General features: G+C 32.5%; 20 protein-coding genes. 1 reads left to right on the forward strand and 19 read right to left on the reverse strand.

All coding sequences use genetic code 11. The features are described from left to right. Positions 1 to 26 precede the first annotated feature (26 nt). The 14 genes from IHE43_RS09000 to IHE43_RS09065 all read right to left on the reverse strand — a co-directional run bounded on the left by IHE43_RS09000 (position 27) and on the right by IHE43_RS09065 (position 10,500). The gene (locus IHE43_RS09000) at positions 27 to 665 is read right to left on the reverse strand and encodes a hypothetical protein (protein ID WP_192187620.1); all 639 of its coding nucleotides are present in this window, start codon (positions 663 to 665) and stop codon (positions 27 to 29) included. A gap of 15 nt (positions 666 to 680) precedes the next feature. Then, the gene (locus IHE43_RS09005) at positions 681 to 1,736 is read right to left on the reverse strand and encodes a hypothetical protein (protein ID WP_192187621.1); all 1,056 of its coding nucleotides are present in this window, start codon (positions 1,734 to 1,736) and stop codon (positions 681 to 683) included. Between the two features lie 142 nt (positions 1,737 to 1,878). Next, positions 1,879 to 2,181, reverse strand: coding sequence for a hypothetical protein (locus IHE43_RS09010; protein WP_192187622.1), 303 nt, complete (start codon positions 2,179 to 2,181; stop codon positions 1,879 to 1,881). Then, complete coding sequence (locus tag IHE43_RS09015) at positions 2,168 to 2,479, reverse strand: hypothetical protein (protein ID WP_192187623.1); 312 nt, start codon at positions 2,477 to 2,479, stop codon at positions 2,168 to 2,170. Before IHE43_RS09015 ends, IHE43_RS09010 begins: the two co-directional genes overlap by 14 nt. 217 nt (positions 2,480 to 2,696) lie before the next feature. After that, a complete protein-coding gene (locus IHE43_RS09020; protein WP_192187624.1) occupies positions 2,697 to 3,029 on the reverse strand; it encodes a hypothetical protein in 333 nt (110 codons plus the stop codon). A 4-nt stretch (positions 3,030 to 3,033) separates the two neighbouring features. Next, positions 3,034 to 3,504 carry a hypothetical protein gene (locus IHE43_RS09025; protein ID WP_192187625.1) on the reverse strand — a complete coding sequence of 157 codons (471 nt, stop codon included), beginning with the start codon at positions 3,502 to 3,504 and terminating at the stop codon, positions 3,034 to 3,036. A 4-nt stretch (positions 3,505 to 3,508) separates the two neighbouring features. Beyond that, on the reverse strand, positions 3,509 to 3,991 hold the full coding sequence (locus tag IHE43_RS09030; RefSeq protein WP_192187626.1) for a M15 family metallopeptidase: 483 nt from the start codon (positions 3,989 to 3,991) through the stop codon (positions 3,509 to 3,511). A 392-nt stretch (positions 3,992 to 4,383) separates the two neighbouring features. Then, positions 4,384 to 4,695 (reverse strand): hypothetical protein, encoded by a 312-nt coding sequence (locus IHE43_RS09035; protein ID WP_192187627.1) that lies wholly within the window; start codon positions 4,693 to 4,695, stop codon positions 4,384 to 4,386. Between the two features lie 4 nt (positions 4,696 to 4,699). Beyond that, complete coding sequence (locus tag IHE43_RS09040; RefSeq protein ID WP_192187628.1) at positions 4,700 to 6,826, reverse strand: zincin-like metallopeptidase toxin domain-containing protein; 2,127 nt, start codon at positions 6,824 to 6,826, stop codon at positions 4,700 to 4,702. A 35-nt stretch (positions 6,827 to 6,861) separates the two neighbouring features. Then, positions 6,862 to 7,206 (reverse strand): hypothetical protein, encoded by a 345-nt coding sequence (locus IHE43_RS09045; RefSeq protein WP_192187629.1) that lies wholly within the window; start codon positions 7,204 to 7,206, stop codon positions 6,862 to 6,864. A gap of 406 nt (positions 7,207 to 7,612) precedes the next feature. Further along, complete coding sequence (locus IHE43_RS09050) at positions 7,613 to 8,038, reverse strand: hypothetical protein (protein WP_192187630.1); 426 nt, start codon at positions 8,036 to 8,038, stop codon at positions 7,613 to 7,615. 128 nt (positions 8,039 to 8,166) lie between these two features. After that, positions 8,167 to 9,327, reverse strand: a complete 1,161-nt coding sequence (locus IHE43_RS09055; protein ID WP_192187631.1) for a DUF2586 domain-containing protein — start codon at positions 9,325 to 9,327, stop codon at positions 8,167 to 8,169. Between the two features lie 305 nt (positions 9,328 to 9,632). Then, positions 9,633 to 9,812, reverse strand: coding sequence for a hypothetical protein (locus IHE43_RS09060; RefSeq protein WP_134151036.1), 180 nt, complete (start codon positions 9,810 to 9,812; stop codon positions 9,633 to 9,635). Positions 9,813 to 9,924: 112 nt separating this feature from the next. Further along, positions 9,925 to 10,500, reverse strand: a complete 576-nt coding sequence (locus tag IHE43_RS09065; protein ID WP_192187632.1) for a hypothetical protein — start codon at positions 10,498 to 10,500, stop codon at positions 9,925 to 9,927. A gap of 283 nt (positions 10,501 to 10,783) precedes the next feature. Here IHE43_RS09065 and IHE43_RS09070 point away from each other — a divergent pair, with 283 nt between their 5' ends. Beyond that, positions 10,784 to 11,584 carry a S24/S26 family peptidase gene (locus tag IHE43_RS09070; RefSeq protein ID WP_192187633.1) on the forward strand — a complete coding sequence of 267 codons (801 nt, stop codon included), beginning with the start codon at positions 10,784 to 10,786 and terminating at the stop codon, positions 11,582 to 11,584. A gap of 108 nt (positions 11,585 to 11,692) precedes the next feature. Here the strand turns inward: IHE43_RS09070 and IHE43_RS09075 are convergent, their stop codons facing one another. From IHE43_RS09075 to IHE43_RS09095, 5 genes are read right to left on the reverse strand one after another with little or no spacing between them, the layout of a single operon-like run. Then, on the reverse strand, positions 11,693 to 11,911 hold the full coding sequence (locus IHE43_RS09075; RefSeq protein WP_192187634.1) for a hypothetical protein: 219 nt from the start codon (positions 11,909 to 11,911) through the stop codon (positions 11,693 to 11,695). Between the two features lie 7 nt (positions 11,912 to 11,918). Further along, on the reverse strand, positions 11,919 to 12,779 hold the full coding sequence (locus IHE43_RS09080; RefSeq protein WP_192187635.1) for a hypothetical protein: 861 nt from the start codon (positions 12,777 to 12,779) through the stop codon (positions 11,919 to 11,921). 10 nt (positions 12,780 to 12,789) lie between these two features. Then, positions 12,790 to 14,091 carry a hypothetical protein gene (locus IHE43_RS09085; RefSeq protein WP_192187636.1) on the reverse strand — a complete coding sequence of 434 codons (1,302 nt, stop codon included), beginning with the start codon at positions 14,089 to 14,091 and terminating at the stop codon, positions 12,790 to 12,792. Beyond that, entirely contained in the window at positions 14,084 to 14,641 is a 558-nt protein-coding gene (locus IHE43_RS09090) for a DUF6046 domain-containing protein (RefSeq protein ID WP_192187637.1), read from the reverse strand. The genes IHE43_RS09085 and IHE43_RS09090 overlap by 8 nt, the downstream gene beginning before the upstream one ends. A 17-nt stretch (positions 14,642 to 14,658) precedes the next feature. Beyond that, positions 14,659 to 15,129 (reverse strand): hypothetical protein, encoded by a 471-nt coding sequence (locus IHE43_RS09095; RefSeq protein ID WP_192187638.1) that lies wholly within the window; start codon positions 15,127 to 15,129, stop codon positions 14,659 to 14,661. Between the last annotated feature and the right edge of the window lie 53 nt (positions 15,130 to 15,182).

Here is a 15,182-nt window from a genome sequence, read left to right on the forward strand (position 1 = left end):
GATTTAAATGTCTGTTGTTTTTGATACTATTTTTCTAAGACTTCTGGTGAATAAGGATAGCTTTCATAACTTTTACCAGCTAGTTTATAGAAGTTAAGAAGATTGTGGAATTCAATGTTTGCCACTTTGATGGCTGCTGTTTTCGATACAGCTCCATTTTTATCTGGCTGGATCGTTATAGTTCCGTTTGTTATTAAAATTTCAGGTATAAATACTCTAAAATTAGCATAGGCTAGTGTGGTGTAATCTTTACGGTGGGCCAGATAAACAGGTTTGTTGTTTTTGTTTTTATATTCCTCACGCTTAAATATTTTTAATAACGGAATCATTAATGTTCCGTCCGGTTCATAGTATTCTTTATGGAGATATACATACTGCAAGGTAGGCTTGACCGATTCGTCTATATAAATTAACTCGTTCAATCGTTTTTGCTCCGTGCTTGCATTAGGATTGTAATTTTTGGTTGGATTGAAGGTTTCGTTCAATACTTTTTCCAGATAAATCACCTGGCCTGTATGTTGCATTTTGTAAAGAGTCTCCTCATAAATGGAACGAATAGGAGCAAGTAAAACATTGAGCCATTGCGCATGTGTTTTTTTTCTAAGAATAGGAGGGATGAGCCATAATAATAGCTTTTCCCATTTTAAAATCGTGTATTTATTCATCGTTTACGTATTAGACTATTGTTTATCTCGGTAGAATGTATAAGGAATGTAGTTTACCTCAACTTCAAGGGTGTCCAAATCAAAATAACCTGCTTTTGGAATGAAATATTCTATTTTGGTCACATCCGGAAGTGTCGGATTTGGCTCATCATTTGGATTTGTTGCCATAGCAGTTTGAACCTTTGTTAAAATCGGAATTTTAACTCCCTGCGCTTTCTGAATGGCATCAACTAAATACGTTTTGACAAAAGCACCATTAAATTCGATATTTTTTAAATGATCTTTTACAGCATCTATTACAGGAAATGCCTGACTATTGGATATCAATGAACCATTTAATGGATCTAATTCGTACTCGTCCATAGGTAATATAATACCCTCATCTGAGCTGTTTGAGATTTTTGTTTGATAATATTCAATGTCTTTCGGGTTGATGTAAATACTCAAAGGATCAATATAAACATTCAGACTTAGTCTCAGAATATCACCCTGATCAGAACTTATATAGACCTGATTTCCTGCATCTTTAATTTTAGAGATGTATTCTTTAAAGGCATAGAGTTCGTTGGGTACATCAATTCTCGAAATTTTATCCTCTTTTACTGTGGCAACTTTTATAAAAACAACTCCAACTTTATTATGGAAATAGTCAGAAAAAATTTCTTCGATTTCTTTGTTTGGTTTGAGAACTGTTTCTAAGTCAATTTCGCTTACAGCACAATGTTTTATTATTTTCGATTCTTCAATTTCTGATTCTGTAAGACCTGTAGTGTCAAATTGATACGAACCATCTTGCCAGATTAGTGACATTCCGTTACTCGAGTCTGGCTCTAATGGAACACCATAATGAAAATTTAAAGCCTGATCTCTATACCAGTTTAAGGTATGAGGTCTTGAAATTAAGGCGTTTTTTTCGACTATTTTTTCGTGTACCCAAATTGCAGTAGCCACAATGTTGATCCACAGCCTCCAAATACTTGTATTTGAGGAGCTTGTTAAGCCTTTTAGAGAGGGCTGTTTCCCTTTCTCAATCAGAATTTCATTCTGTATTTCAGCAATTGTACGTGCCATATTTTATTTTTTAGATATAGTTTAGCCTGTAAGACATGTGTAATATGCTTATAGATAATTGTTTATGTTTTTGTAAATACTACAGAGATGTAGTTTTCTTTAGAGATTTCTAAAAGTTGAGATTATTTTTTTTGATAATTGATTAATAAATGATGAAGTCATCTTCAATAATCATATAATCAATTCCGGAGAAGTTATCCAGTAAAAATTCTTCTTCTTCAGTAAGTGAAGTCGCGGGTTTTAGATTTCTGGAATTGTAATATTCAACAATATCCTTTTTAAAGGCTTCTCTGCCTATTTTTAAATCTTCGTAAACAGAAATGTCTTCTGTGATGTTAAATTGATCATTGTCTTCTAAAAGATCAAATACTTTTTCTATACTTCCGTATTCTTGCAAGGACAAGTCAAAAATGTTTTGATTTTCCTGTGGTTTAATAGTTCCCATCGATTTTAATGTTTTGTAAATCGTTAACATCTAATGTTTTTACATAAAAGTTGTCATACGATAATTGTTTGTCTATTTCGTTTTCTAGTCTTAGCCTGGAGGTTGCATCCGGACTGTTAATGTATTTTTTAATTCCTACTCCAAGTATCGGAAACTCTTTGTAGCTTCCTTTTTGGCTGAGCAAAAGGTGTTCAATGTGTTGCTGATCTGAATCTTTAATGGCGAAATCGCCTTTTAAATCACCTTCGAAATCACCTTTTATTATTAACAAATCTTCCTCTATGATAAAATCTTTCATCTGTACTTTTTGATTTTTTGTGGGTTAATATCTTCTTCTGAATCTGCGCGCGATATTCAAAAAATGATGTTTTATTTGATACTGTAAAAATAAGCTATGCTTTCTCCTTAACCAAGATTTTAAGGGGTAGTAATCAGTAGTTTCAGTAAGTTTGTAATTGTTTTAATTATCTTGTAATCAAGCTTTTAAATTGTATTTGTCGTCTGAGATAAGAATTTTAGATCACAGGAATAACCAGCTCGATAATAACCTTGAAAATTGTTTTTAAAATGTTATTTTTAAGTGTATTCAATCTGATTTTTGATATTCCGGTAGTTTGCAATGCTTGTAAAGCGACTAAATCAAGCTGACTTTTTAAGAGCCATTCCAATTCTTCTTCCGTTAGGGCTGAAGTAGAGAAGAGCAGGATCCAGCGTTCAAGTTTTTCTCTGGATGTTTCTAAAAATGTATTTAGATCTTTTTCTAATTCGGGTTTAATATCTTTATAGCTATTGGCTATAATAATTTTTAATCTGCTTTTTAACTCTTTTAATACTTTATCGTTGTCCATAGTTTTATTTGTTGAAGTTGATTAAATCTAAAAGGGCATCTTTTGACTCTTTGTCTTTTTTACTTTCATATTGAATAAGTAAATCCAAAGCATCCATAACCTGTTTTTTGGATTCGGCTACAAAAACCGGAGACAAAGTCGCTTTCGTTTCCCAACGTTTAAAAAAACCTGACAATAAGTTTTTCTCTTTATCGGTTAGAATTTCCCACATCGCAAAAGTGATTTCGTTATTGGGTTTGCTTTTTTCATATTCGACCAATTTTTCAATGTTTAACAACAGAGATTCGACTTCTGTTTTATTAGAAGCATACGGTGTTACTGCTTTATCCATTAATTTGGCCGTTTCTATTTTTAACTCTGTTGTTTTTTGATAAGAATATTGGTCGAACAAAGCTGTTCTGGTCGAAGTACAGGAGACAACTGCAAAAGAAATCGCAATTAAAAAAGGTACAAGCTTTAATTTGAACTGTTTCATTTGTTTATTTATATAAGATTACATAGTTTTTTTTATCACGTTTTAGCTTACTGAGTACTTTCCATTCGCTATATCCTTTTTTATCGAAGTGTGGAAGATCTTTAAAGGTTTTCCAGTCGCCACCCCAGTTCCAGTTGTATTTGGCGAAAACTTTGACGCATTCCTGCCAATCAGAGATTTGGTCGTTATCCCAGTCTTTTGCTGTATCCCAGGAAGCTGTTTTGCCATCTATAATGAGGCAGATGTCTACAGCAAAACCATAATTGTGAATAGATTGACCGCCTTTGGCATTCGTAACTTTTTTACCAGGCTTGGTTCGGCCAAAAGCATAAAGATCCTCTTGCTCCTGAAAAGATCGCAGGCCTTGTGTAATGCGAACTTTTGCTCTTCCGTTTAAAGCAAGATCACATTCCCCGATAATTTTGGTAACTTCTTCCCTGACCGAAGGATGAAGCAAATCAATGTGTTTTTTTGTTGTTTGATCCATATTTATATTTATTAATGATTTCAATTTTGAGAATAAAAAGCCTTTCCCGATTGTTTAGGAAACAATCACGGTTTTAATTAACAAGTAAGATTTTTGTGTTTTGAAATTTATTTCCGGTTAAAAGAATTCCTTAAATAAATCCTGAAAATGTTTCTTTTTTTATCGCAATCCTGATGGAATAAGTGCTTTTAATTATAGTGTAAAAATACGCCGAAATAGCGTGTTTGTAAAATAATATGAGGTTGTAAGTCAGTAGTTTCAGTAGAAGATGTTGTGGTTTTTAGTGTTTTGTTTTTTAGTGTGAAATGAAGATTATTGACGAAAAAAAAATCCCATTTTTCTAAAGTAGAAAAATGGGATTGTAACGGAGTGAAAATTGAATTTTTAATATATTAATAAGAACCATCAACTTCTATAAATCCTGCCTTTTTACTTATATAAAGCAACTCTAATGTTTCTGCATCAAAATAAGCAAAACAATACATTCCTTCAAAAAATGAAATAATTTTACCGTTTTCATCATACTCTATATTGGTACTTTTTGTTTTAAAAGATACAACATAAACTTCTTTTTGTTTTCCATCCCTTAATTCTTTTAATTCTTTGTCCCAACAATTTAAGGGAATACGTTCTTCGTATGAAATTACGGTTGTCTTATTAAGCCATTTTTTTAAGTTCTCAATTACTTGTTCTTTTGTATTCATACTTCTATTTTATTTTTGTTACATCAATGTTATATGCTCTACATGAAGTAATTACTTCTTCCATGTATTCTTGAGCTCTGGCTATCTGTGCGTTATTAAACTTACTTTTATTTTTCATAATTTCATCAAATACATATTTTTCACGCTTATAAGTTCTAATAGCATCTAATACATAATCACCACTAATATCAACTGCACCTTTTAGATATTCATCAAGCCCAATTTTTTTAAATTCTTCAAAATGTTTAAATTCATGGAAAATTTCAAATTCTGTTACACCTTTTTGAACATACAAAGTGCCAGAAAAGGGGTGGAATGCTGCCTTGTTCCCTTTCAGAAATTTATCACCTACAGGCAGAATAACTACTTCTGATTTTCCATTTGACATCTCATTTATTTTTCGAATATATACATTTAATTCTTTTTTTGATAATTTTCTAGCACCTAAATAACCTCTTCTACTTACATCCTTGCCATCCCACTTTGTTAAATAATCAAAAAGCTCCTCATATTCTTTGTCACTCATCTTAGAAACATCTTTCCCTGTTTCTGCTTCTACAATTTTATTTGCCTCATCAGCAACTCTTCTTATTTCTTTGGCATCTTCTACCGTTTCAGCCAACTCTGCTGCAGCATTTCCTTCTTTTGCTATTTTAGATAGATTTGGTAATCCAAAAGAAGCAAGATCTACAGTTACACTAAAAGCAATCCACAGATTGGCTAGCCAGCTATAACCGTTTTCGTGCCATTTTTCTAAAGTACCATTGCTCAACATGGCATAATGAGTAGCATCTTTTGCCAAAACAACTCCTGCAAGTGCTCGTGCCGCAATGGGTGCTCCTTTTGCCAACACTACACGCAATGCACCATAAGCAGATAATAAACTCAATAAATCTGTAGCAACATTAAACAAATCCCAGTTCGATTGTTTAGTAGCCATATTATGGAGTTTTAAGGCAATCACAAAAGTATTTTCATCGCCTGTTTGTTCTCCTAAATTCCCCAGTTTTGTTCCGAAATTTAATTTTGCTAATGGATTAAAACCTTTGTTTGCTATATAATTTTCCGTAAAAGGTATTTCCATAGGATTTTTAAATCCTACTTTTGGACCCATTTTCGTTGAATTTTTATAATTGTTTATCAAAATTTCTCCTCCAGACCAATCCGTTTCGACATGAGTGTCTCTAAATAAATAATAACTATTATCAAAATATACAATATCAGTTGGTTTTTCAGTGTCAAATTCAGCAACTAAACGAGTTAGGAAACGAAGGAGGTCTTGGAGTTCATCACCTTGTAGCTTTCTATATATATTGTATAGTAAGTCTGTGTCTCTAAGAATTATATACAAACTTTGCCTGTCTTTTATTGCGTAAAGAATTTGTAAAATAGCTTTGTCTTCATTTGTACCAAACGATCCTCCAAGTAAATATATGTCATTTAAAATGAGATTTAGATGTTTATACAATTCGGAATCATCCATTTTACCAAATAAAATTTTTGGAAGCGATTGATAAATGACGTCTAATTTATCAGGATCGTTTTTAGCGTCTTTTATTTTTTTAAGATATAAATCTATAACTTCTTTGTTACCAATATCACTATATTTAATTCCTAAGGATTTAAAAAGAGCAATAAAAAGATCAAAATCATGGACGATAAATTTAAGTGCAGTTTCAGTTAAATCATTATTAAAAATTGTTAGTGAAAAATTAGTTTGTTCAGTACCAATTTCAATGAATGCCTGAAAAGTGCCTGGTACTAAATTGATGCCCTTAAACGGATTCCATTTTAAAAGAATTCCACCTTCTTTTACATTTCCCTGACTATCGTTATAAGTGAAATTTTCGAAGCCATCGGGTATACTATTTGGAATGTCAACTAAATCATGAAATAGCATATGGTCATGGACTTTTCCAATTTGATTTTTAATACTTTCTATAATTTTTGTTACCGAAACAAGAGTAATGCCGTTATTTAAATTAGAGCTGCTAACATATTTTAGCATCTCAGCACTATTTTTATCATCTTCAATTTGCTGACGCCAAATACTCAGCATAATTTGCCTAAACCGGGCCATTTCAGAAGCACTGGTATCTTTTAGTTCTATATCATGGTTTTTAATAATCATTAGGATAGTTTTTTAAGGAGAACAAGAAAATTTTTTTAAATGACCTCTATTTTTACTGGTTTAGGTTGAATATGATCTGAGAATGCGGTGGTGATGTTAAGACGCAAATCGTCTTCTTGTTCTATTTTTCCGTCGCCACCCAAATAACAGTTCTTGAATAATACTTCGAGCGCTTTGAATTCATCCATTTTTGAGGCTTGTAAAACAGCGGAACGAATACTGATATCCGGTTTTTTGAAATAAGCAAACAGGGGAGTTTGATCATCATCTGTAATGGTGAGTTTGACTACTTTTTTATGTTTATACTTCCACTGATTTAATTGTGCTTGTGTAATGTTTCCGTCAAGAACATCGGCAGTTTTTGAGATTGATTTTTCCATTTGGAGTGCTGTTATTTGCTTTTATGATTGGGTAATTGATGTCTGATTTAGTGGTGTCTGTTTTGCTGTTGAAATACTGTCAGACACAAGTATAAATGTCACTTCTGTTATGCTAACGGATTGACGTTCTTTTATTATTTATAGAAAATGAATTATTTAAGTAAGCGGATTTAAAAAAAGAGGCTGCCTGAGTTATTTTTTTGAAGTTAATAAGCTCAAAACAGCCTCTTGAAGTAGATTCCCGGTTTAAAACGGACTAATAAAGAGCGTGTAGAATAGATTGCATGCAAAAATCATGTTTCGTTGAACTCCTTTTTTGCGTAACGCATTTGATATTGGTTTTCTCTTTTTAGTCGGTTTTAAAGACAGGAAAGGGGATTATGGTTTTAAGAATTTATCCTGAGGATTAGTTCCACTCAACGTGAGAACAGATTAGGTCAAAAGAAACCGCAATTTTAGTATCTCCCTGGCTAATTCCTCTGCTGTTTGAGTTGAATTCACAGTTTCTTACCGTGTGTGTAATTACTTCGTTACTGTCATCCAGGTAACTTACAATGATGCTGAACGGATTGATATCCTGCAATCTTTGTCCTTTTGGCAAAGCAGCTAAAATAGCTTCTACTTCGTAGTTGTATAAAGTAATTGAAGCTTTAGCCTCGTATTTTCCTCTACCTCTGTGTACTGGCATGTCTCCGGCACCGTAATGGTTTTCTTTGGATACTGAGTCGTTATAGTTTACAGCTGTAATACCGGTAACGATGTTACCTGCAATACTTACTTCAATTGATGACCAGCTGTGTTGTTGTCCGTTAATTAATGGTAATTTATTCATATGTAGCTTTATTTGTTTTTTAATAATCCCGATAACGCTCTAAGGCTATAACCTTTGTTCATTTGTGTTTACAACAATTGAATTAGGGCGATATCATTTGTGAATTTTTATTGTTTGTGAATTATAAATTATGCTTTGTCAATTCCGAAAGGATTTTTGAATCCTAAATCAACCATAATTTTACGAGCAGTTCCAATTGGGGTAATTTCAGCTTTCACTTTTAATTCTGAAGTTGCCAAAATGTTTTGTTTTGGATCAACATAAACATCAAAATCAGATACTTCCTGGTTGGCTACCATTGCTTCTAAAGCGCTTCTGCATAAACCTTCAAAGCTTTTTGAAACGGATTGTGGTAATTTACCATCAATATCAACTAAAACCGGAGAAGCTAATTTTGGTAATAAAGCGGTACGCAATAAACGAGTTGCTTTGTTAATGGTACGGTTGTTTTCAACATAGGCAAAATCTGATGTACCAGTAGTACAAGTAGAGCTGTCGTTAAAATAAACGCCTGCTAAACCAGTGTGTGTTCTTGCGAAAATGTATCTTTTTTCGTTTAGGTCGCTTAGCGTTCCAAGAGTTTTTACTTCTTCTCCGCCTATAAAACCTGCTTTTGCAAAACCTTCACCAGTCAAATTAAATTTTTCGATCCAGGCAATGTTTTCAGATACTTTTGCTTTCGAAATTGCGCCTAATGCTAATCCAACTGCTGCAGAGTTTGGATATTTTTCTGCTTTTTCTACATCCATGGCAACAACTACTGATACGTTTTCTGCGTTTAATCCGGCTAAAGAAGTCGCATCTTCAACATTAAAACCTTTTCCTTCCAGAATAACTTCGAAAGGCATGTAATCTGTATAAGCAAGAGCAGCTTGTTGTTGTGCTTTTGCAACAGCAGTCTGAGTTTGTGCAAATGTTGTTGCACCAGAATAGATAATCGCGATTTGACGAATGTTTCCGTTTGCTTTTTCCTGCATATCCATTGCTTTGGCTGCGACATCTTCATAAGAAGTAGCTGTTGTTCCCATAATATACAAGTCGCCAGAAGGATTCATTCTGAAGAATTGTTGAATTTGGTAATAAGCTGATTGTCCCTCTACATCATAATCTGCTGTAATACCTAAAGCTTCAGCATCTTCTAATGAAGCTAAACGTTCTACTTTGGCTAAATCAAATTTGTCGGTTGGTTCACCATCAAAAAGTAATCCCGAAACCATGTCCTGTTCTGGAGTTCTTCTTCCTAATCCGCCAGATAGTTTGTTAATCCCTACATCGTTTAATGTACTCATAATATAAAATGTTTAATTGTTTAAAAATTTGTTTTTGTTTTTTTCGCTCAAAAAAGGGCAAAAGAAGGGCTGTAACAATTTGTTAAAATTGTTATTTCTCTGGTTTATTATTTAAAATGGTATTCGTAATCCGGAATCCAAAAAAGTAGAATTTCTATTTTGGACGATTTGTAAAAACTGATTTTAAAAATTGAATTTTACTCCTGGCCAGGAAATAAATTTGCTTTTGATATCGAGTACAAATTTAAGTTTCAGGGTTGCTTTTTCCAATTTTTTTGATTGTCAAAACCAGTAGTTTCAGTCTTTTAAGCTCTGGCTTCTGTAGCGAGACCTTCATTTATAATAGTATAAATAGTGCGCTCTGTTAAGAACAAAGTATCCGAAAGTTCAGATACTACAACTTTCATTTGTTTAGCTTGATTTCTATTTAGATAATTAATAACGTAATCTCTTCTTTTGTCTAATAGTGTTCTGCTTCTTCTCATTTGTGGTATTTATAGTAGGGTTAATTTTAATTTGTTTTTGGTTTTTTTATAGTTTTAATTTTGTGTCATATAAATCGCAGGTGATGGCAATTTAAACGAGACTGTTTATTATTTAAGTTGTTGTATTTAGTTCTATGTCTCCTTCAATTTGATTTGGGTTTATTTCGATAATTCCGGAAGTCAAATCGTATCCCAGCTCTTCTAAATCTTCGTTACTAAGTCCGTTGTTAAAAAGAATATATTTCTTTTTTAAAATATTTTCAATTAATGTCGTTTTATAAGTGATCTCCCAGATGAAATAATCGTTTTTATTCCAATAGGTATCTTCATTAGTACATTGCTTTTCTTTTACTTTAAAAGTAGAATGGGTGTCTATAAGAGCATTACTAGTGTTATTAGATAATACGGCTTTATCAATACGTTGAGCAATATCGAATGCATTTGCATAGCTTGTTGATGAAATAGTATCAACAGGTAATACGATATACAGGCAAAAGGATACATCGGCTTTGTAATTTTTCTCAGAAGATGTCTCCCAGTTGATATTGTCATATTTAAACATTACTACTGGTGTTTCAATAGAAGTTTTAAAAACAGTATCACTGTAAAGCTGAACTGTTGGCGCATCAGAAGGAAACGCTGTTTCGATGGCACTTTTTTTCTCGGTATAAAAATCTTTTAGAATCATATGATGGATTATTTTTTTACAAATATACAACATATGTTTTAATATATACAACATATTACACTTAAATTTGCAATAGTTTCAGTAATATGATTTAATTATTTTGGAGTTATTGAGAAAATTCGATAGGAAAGAAATTACAAAACCGCTGTAAATCAGCTATTTTTTGAAAATAATTACGGAAAGACGTAATTATTTATTATATTTATTTAATTTTGCAACATATAGTGGAATGTTTTATGTTATATAAAACATATTACATAAGAAAAAAAAACGCAATTACAACATGGAGATACACATTAAGATAAAACGTATTATAGATGAGATGAAGTTAAACAATAACTCATTTGCGAAATTAATAGGAGTAACCAGTACAACAATAGACAGTATTACTATTGGAAGATTACAAGCAGATGGGGATAGAAAAAGAACCAAACCTGGTTTTGATTTGTTGCAAAGTATAATTACACATTGCAATGTAAATCCCGACTATTTTTTTGGAGACAGCGACGAAATTTTTACCAATAAAACAAATGCTGAAGTTGGTCTGAATCTGCCAAAAATTATTACGGTAAATGAAGACGGAGAAGAAAATATTAATTTTGTTGGAGTAAAAGCACGAGCAGGTTATTTAGATGGTTATGCCGATCCGGAGTATATGGAAACGCTTCCTTCATTCAGTATGCCAATGCTAAAAAACGGAACGTACAGATGTTTTGAAATAAAAGGAAATTCTATGTCAACAACCATACATGACGGAGATTATCTTTTTGGAAAATATGTCGATAATTTTGATGATATTCTGGATGGTAGAATTTATGTTATTATCAGCAAGAATGATGGAGTAGTGGTAAAAAGGGTTTTAAACCGAATTAGAGAAAGCGGAAAACTAATCCTTAAATCAGACAACAGAGATGGAAATTATCCAATGTATTCTATTTATGCAGAGGATATTCTGGAGGTTTGGTACGCGAGCATGTATGCATCGAAACAAATGCCGGATCCAATCAATATTTATGAAAAGATTCATGATCTCGAAAGTAAATTCTATGAAATGGAAGAGACTTTAAAGAAAAAATTGAATTAAGATTATAAAAAACTAAGACTTCGTTCTTGATTAAGTTGAGGTTTTTCAAATAAAAAATGCCTCTTGTGATTTTGTCGTAAGAGGCATTTTAAATTTAGTATGAATTTGTTAGGAAATCCCGCCGGTTCCCGTTCCGGTTTGTGCTGATGCGCTACCAGTTGTTGTTACTGTTGTTGTTACAAGTCCTGATTTGACGAATGTTTCAATAGCGGCTGCTAATTTTGCCGCAATGTTATCTATAGAAGAAGCACCATCATCGGTTTTTTCTTTCTCTTCAATTAAAAGAGATTTTATTGCTTGTTCTAAAACTGATTTATTTAAAGGCATAGTTTTATTATTTTAGTAGTTGTGTTAGATTTGTTTTTATTGTCATAAGTTTAGCTAAATTGATTGGAGGTCCCGATGGTCCAACTGGTGTGGTTACTGTAATTTTGCTAATTTCATCAATCAATTCTTCTAATTTTGATTTTAAACTTTTTCCGCCAACATCAATTTTAAATCTATCATCCATTTCAAAAGTTAGATTATCTTTTTTAAATGAAGTTTTAGCATCTGAAATTATGGCTTCAAAACCGTCTTTGATCGTTACTTTTGATTCTTTGTCTTTTAAAGTGAAAATCGTGTTTCCCTCATTAATGCTGATTTTTTGTTCATCAATATTAAAACTGTTTTTAGAAATTTCCTTACCATTTGCATCATAAAAAGAGGTGCTAATATTTGGATCTGATGTATTACCATTAAATTCTAATTGAGCAATATTTTTGTAAGTAGGTATCGAGGTTGATGAAGGATTATTATTTTCTTTTTCCTTAAACAACATTTGAAATTTATCTGCATCAGTATCGATTTCCAGGTAATGATTTTGATCATTTTTGAAACGGATAAAAGTGCGTTCGATTTCTGAAAACTGCGAAATAAATGCTCTTGTTTCGACTCCGTCAATTATTGTGGCTAAAACCCAGCTGTCCTTTTTTGGAATCGTAATAATTCCTTGTTCCAAATCCAGAATCGAAGCTTTTAATCTGACATTCTTAATAATGGCACCATCTGCCCGCATGACATTTACGGTATAAGCATCTTGTGGATTATGAAGTGATGCTGCCTCTGTATTTATTTCGATAACTTTTGCTGCAAAAGTTTCGATAATTTGATTCTTACTGGCGACATCTTTTATTAGATCTGTTATATTTCCCATTTTTCTATTTTTAGATTGCTTCTACTCTTCGTCCTATATAAATTCTTTGTCTGTAGCCGTTTTCACCGTAACTTCGTTCGACTTTTTCTACCTGAAAAGTTCCGTTTTTTTCTTTATCCTTTGCGTTTTCAAGAATTACCTGATCTGTAGGTCGAACAAATGGTTCTCCAAAAGTGAGAAAAGAACCTTCAAATCCACTTGGTTTAGATTCCATTGCCCTTAAAGCGGCATATTGATACAATTCTGAAGCTACTTGTGTTGTTTCTTTTTTGAAAGCCGCAGGATCTCTTGGTAATTCATCGGTATCATTATGCAATACATGGGTTTTCGTTAATTGCCCATTCGGATCGCCTAACTCAACATAAATTGGAGTGTTTGAGTTTTTAAAATATTTTTCTACCCTGGTACGTGTGTTTTTTGTCGATTCATTAACTACGATTAGTTTATCTTCAATAATATTATAACGAAACCTAAAACGGACTTTTCCGGTAAAACGATCAGAAACTGATCGGGTAGCTTTATTTAATTGCGAACTTAAAAGGCTAAGTCCCTGATTAATTAATTTCTTGACAAGTACTCCTGCTAACGGACTTTTAATGAAATTTCGATCTATAAAACCGGCTAATTCAGTGGCAGTATGTTGTTGCGGATTATTGGTAATCGTAAGTACAGGACCTGTTTCTTCAGTTTTAAAATAAGTGTAAATTCCTTTGTCTTTTAACATCTCAAACACTTGTGACATACTTTGATTTCTGCTAATCATTACATTTCCCAGATTTTCATCAAGAGCATTTACCTTAAAAGGTAATTTTAACTCTTTACTTCTTTTTTCAAAAAAAGTTTTAGGATTAAAATTTTCAATATTTGTTGTAGGGTTTGTTGCGACAACATTCAAAGGATCATTTGGATTCTGAACATCAGCATCTTTTACAGCTTTTACTTTTTTAAAGGCATACATCGCGTCTTCGCAAGTTATAGTTGCTGTTATATCTGATTGAACTCCGGTGATATAACCTCTAAAAGCAGGTTTGTAATCGCCATCGTATCCTAAGAATATTTCGATATAATCTTCCAGTTTAAAAAAATCATGAATTGTTTTTTCTTCACCACTTGCGTTGGTAAATAAGCTTCGGTCGAACCCTTTGGTATCAGTATATACTTTTTTGGGCATTACAATCGTGGCCGTATCTGTCAGGGATTTGTACGAACTGTTTATGTCTACATTTTTGACATAAGTAAATTCATAAAATTTAGGAGTAGGAATAAGTCTTACCGTTTCGTAAACTCTAATTTTAGCATTTAGTTTAAGCATTGTCTCTAATTATTAGTTCTACGGTTTCGTCTGATGTGGCGCTGGCAGTAAATTTTTGAATATTTTTTGTTCCGGAAATAGAAGGGATAGAATAAGAATCAATAACCAGTTCATAAATACCAAATCGGTTCAAAATAGCATGTGTTACTCTTAAAGAATAAGGGGCATTTAAGAATTGTTTCAATAAAAAAAGTTTTTCCTTTGGATATTCATCTCCAGTTTCATTGGCAATTAGCCCTTCAATGGAAATACCAAAATCACCATTTGTAATGTGTTCTTTGATTGTTGAATCTCTTCCTTCAATTCCTTCCTTTTTTATAATTTTTGAACGATTTAGATTAACCGTAACGGCATCGATTCGTAAACTTGGCAAATTAAGATCGTTTTTTACGAGTGGTTCAAAAACTAAAGGAGCGAAGACTCTTAAGTTAAATTCACCTCCGGTTTTATCGATGATAAAATCTTTTGATTCTGATTCGTTGTAGTTAATACCACTATATTCGATGTCTTTGGTATCTAAAATTTCGTTTACATTAAAATTGAATTTCATAATTATATTTTTTGTTTTTAATTTGAAAATGTTTGTGCAAAGGCGGTCATAAGTGTATTTTCCATTCTTTTCTCGTTGTGTTTTTGTAACCAGAGAGCTTCTTCGAGTAATTTATAGAACTCATCCATTGCTAATTGATAAGGATCCACCTGAAAAGCATTTCTGATAAGAGCAGCCGATTTCTTGAATTCATCCTTTTGTGGAGTTGCATCAATAGTAAATTCACTATCCTTTTTGATCAGGGCCACAATAGAATTTCCTGCAGAAAGCATGAATTCGTCATCGTAATTTTCCTGATCAAGCACGCATTCCTTAAATAAAAACAAGATCGCTTCATGCGGATTATCTTTATAAAGATTTTGATAGTTTAAGAATATAGTAAAGGATGGTTTTTTGCAGTAAGTCGTTGTTGATTGATCGGCTGAGGTCAGTTTTAATACTGTACCGTATTTTTCTTTTAGTTTTTGGAGTGTTATTTCGTCGGGCATTTTTCTGGTTTTAGGGTTTTTATATTTTTTATGAAGCAGAAGTAAGTTGTATG

Origin of the sequence: Flavobacterium sp. MDT1-60 (genome assembly GCF_014844035.1) — a bacterium.
Taxonomy (GTDB): domain Bacteria; phylum Bacteroidota; class Bacteroidia; order Flavobacteriales; family Flavobacteriaceae; genus Flavobacterium.

Excerpts from the sequence above, each read along its gene's own strand:
- IHE43_RS09055 (WP_192187631.1), bottom strand. The coding sequence starts at position 9,327 with ATGAGTACATTAAACGATGTAGGGATTAACAAACTATCTGGCGGATTA.
- IHE43_RS09050 (WP_192187630.1), bottom strand. The coding sequence starts at position 8,038 with ATGAATAAATTACCATTAATTAACGGACAACAACACAGCTGGTCATCA.
- IHE43_RS09045 (WP_192187629.1), bottom strand. The coding sequence starts at position 7,206 with ATGGAAAAATCAATCTCAAAAACTGCCGATGTTCTTGACGGAAACATT.
- IHE43_RS09005 (WP_192187621.1), bottom strand. The coding sequence starts at position 1,736 with ATGGCACGTACAATTGCTGAAATACAGAATGAAATTCTGATTGAGAAA.
- IHE43_RS09095 (WP_192187638.1), bottom strand. The coding sequence starts at position 15,129 with ATGCCCGACGAAATAACACTCCAAAAACTAAAAGAAAAATACGGTACA.
- IHE43_RS09010 (WP_192187622.1), bottom strand. The coding sequence starts at position 2,181 with ATGGGAACTATTAAACCACAGGAAAATCAAAACATTTTTGACTTGTCC.
- IHE43_RS09080 (WP_192187635.1), bottom strand. The coding sequence starts at position 12,779 with ATGGGAAATATAACAGATCTAATAAAAGATGTCGCCAGTAAGAATCAA.
- IHE43_RS09065 (WP_192187632.1), bottom strand. The coding sequence starts at position 10,500 with ATGATTCTAAAAGATTTTTATACCGAGAAAAAAAGTGCCATCGAAACA.
- IHE43_RS09025 (WP_192187625.1), bottom strand. The coding sequence starts at position 3,504 with ATGAAACAGTTCAAATTAAAGCTTGTACCTTTTTTAATTGCGATTTCT.
- IHE43_RS09090 (WP_192187637.1), bottom strand. The coding sequence starts at position 14,641 with ATGAAATTCAATTTTAATGTAAACGAAATTTTAGATACCAAAGACATC.
- IHE43_RS09020 (WP_192187624.1), bottom strand. The coding sequence starts at position 3,029 with ATGGACAACGATAAAGTATTAAAAGAGTTAAAAAGCAGATTAAAAATT.
- IHE43_RS09030 (WP_192187626.1), bottom strand. The coding sequence starts at position 3,991 with ATGGATCAAACAACAAAAAAACACATTGATTTGCTTCATCCTTCGGTC.
- IHE43_RS09060 (WP_134151036.1), bottom strand. The coding sequence starts at position 9,812 with ATGAGAAGAAGCAGAACACTATTAGACAAAAGAAGAGATTACGTTATT.
- IHE43_RS09085 (WP_192187636.1), bottom strand. The coding sequence starts at position 14,091 with ATGCTTAAACTAAATGCTAAAATTAGAGTTTACGAAACGGTAAGACTT.
- IHE43_RS09035 (WP_192187627.1), bottom strand. The coding sequence starts at position 4,695 with ATGAATACAAAAGAACAAGTAATTGAGAACTTAAAAAAATGGCTTAAT.
- IHE43_RS09015 (WP_192187623.1), bottom strand. The coding sequence starts at position 2,479 with ATGAAAGATTTTATCATAGAGGAAGATTTGTTAATAATAAAAGGTGAT.
- IHE43_RS09000 (WP_192187620.1), bottom strand. The coding sequence starts at position 665 with ATGAATAAATACACGATTTTAAAATGGGAAAAGCTATTATTATGGCTC.
- IHE43_RS09070 (WP_192187633.1), top strand. The coding sequence starts at position 10,784 with ATGGAGATACACATTAAGATAAAACGTATTATAGATGAGATGAAGTTA.
- IHE43_RS09075 (WP_192187634.1), bottom strand. The coding sequence starts at position 11,911 with ATGCCTTTAAATAAATCAGTTTTAGAACAAGCAATAAAATCTCTTTTA.
- IHE43_RS09040 (WP_192187628.1), bottom strand. The coding sequence starts at position 6,826 with ATGATTATTAAAAACCATGATATAGAACTAAAAGATACCAGTGCTTCT.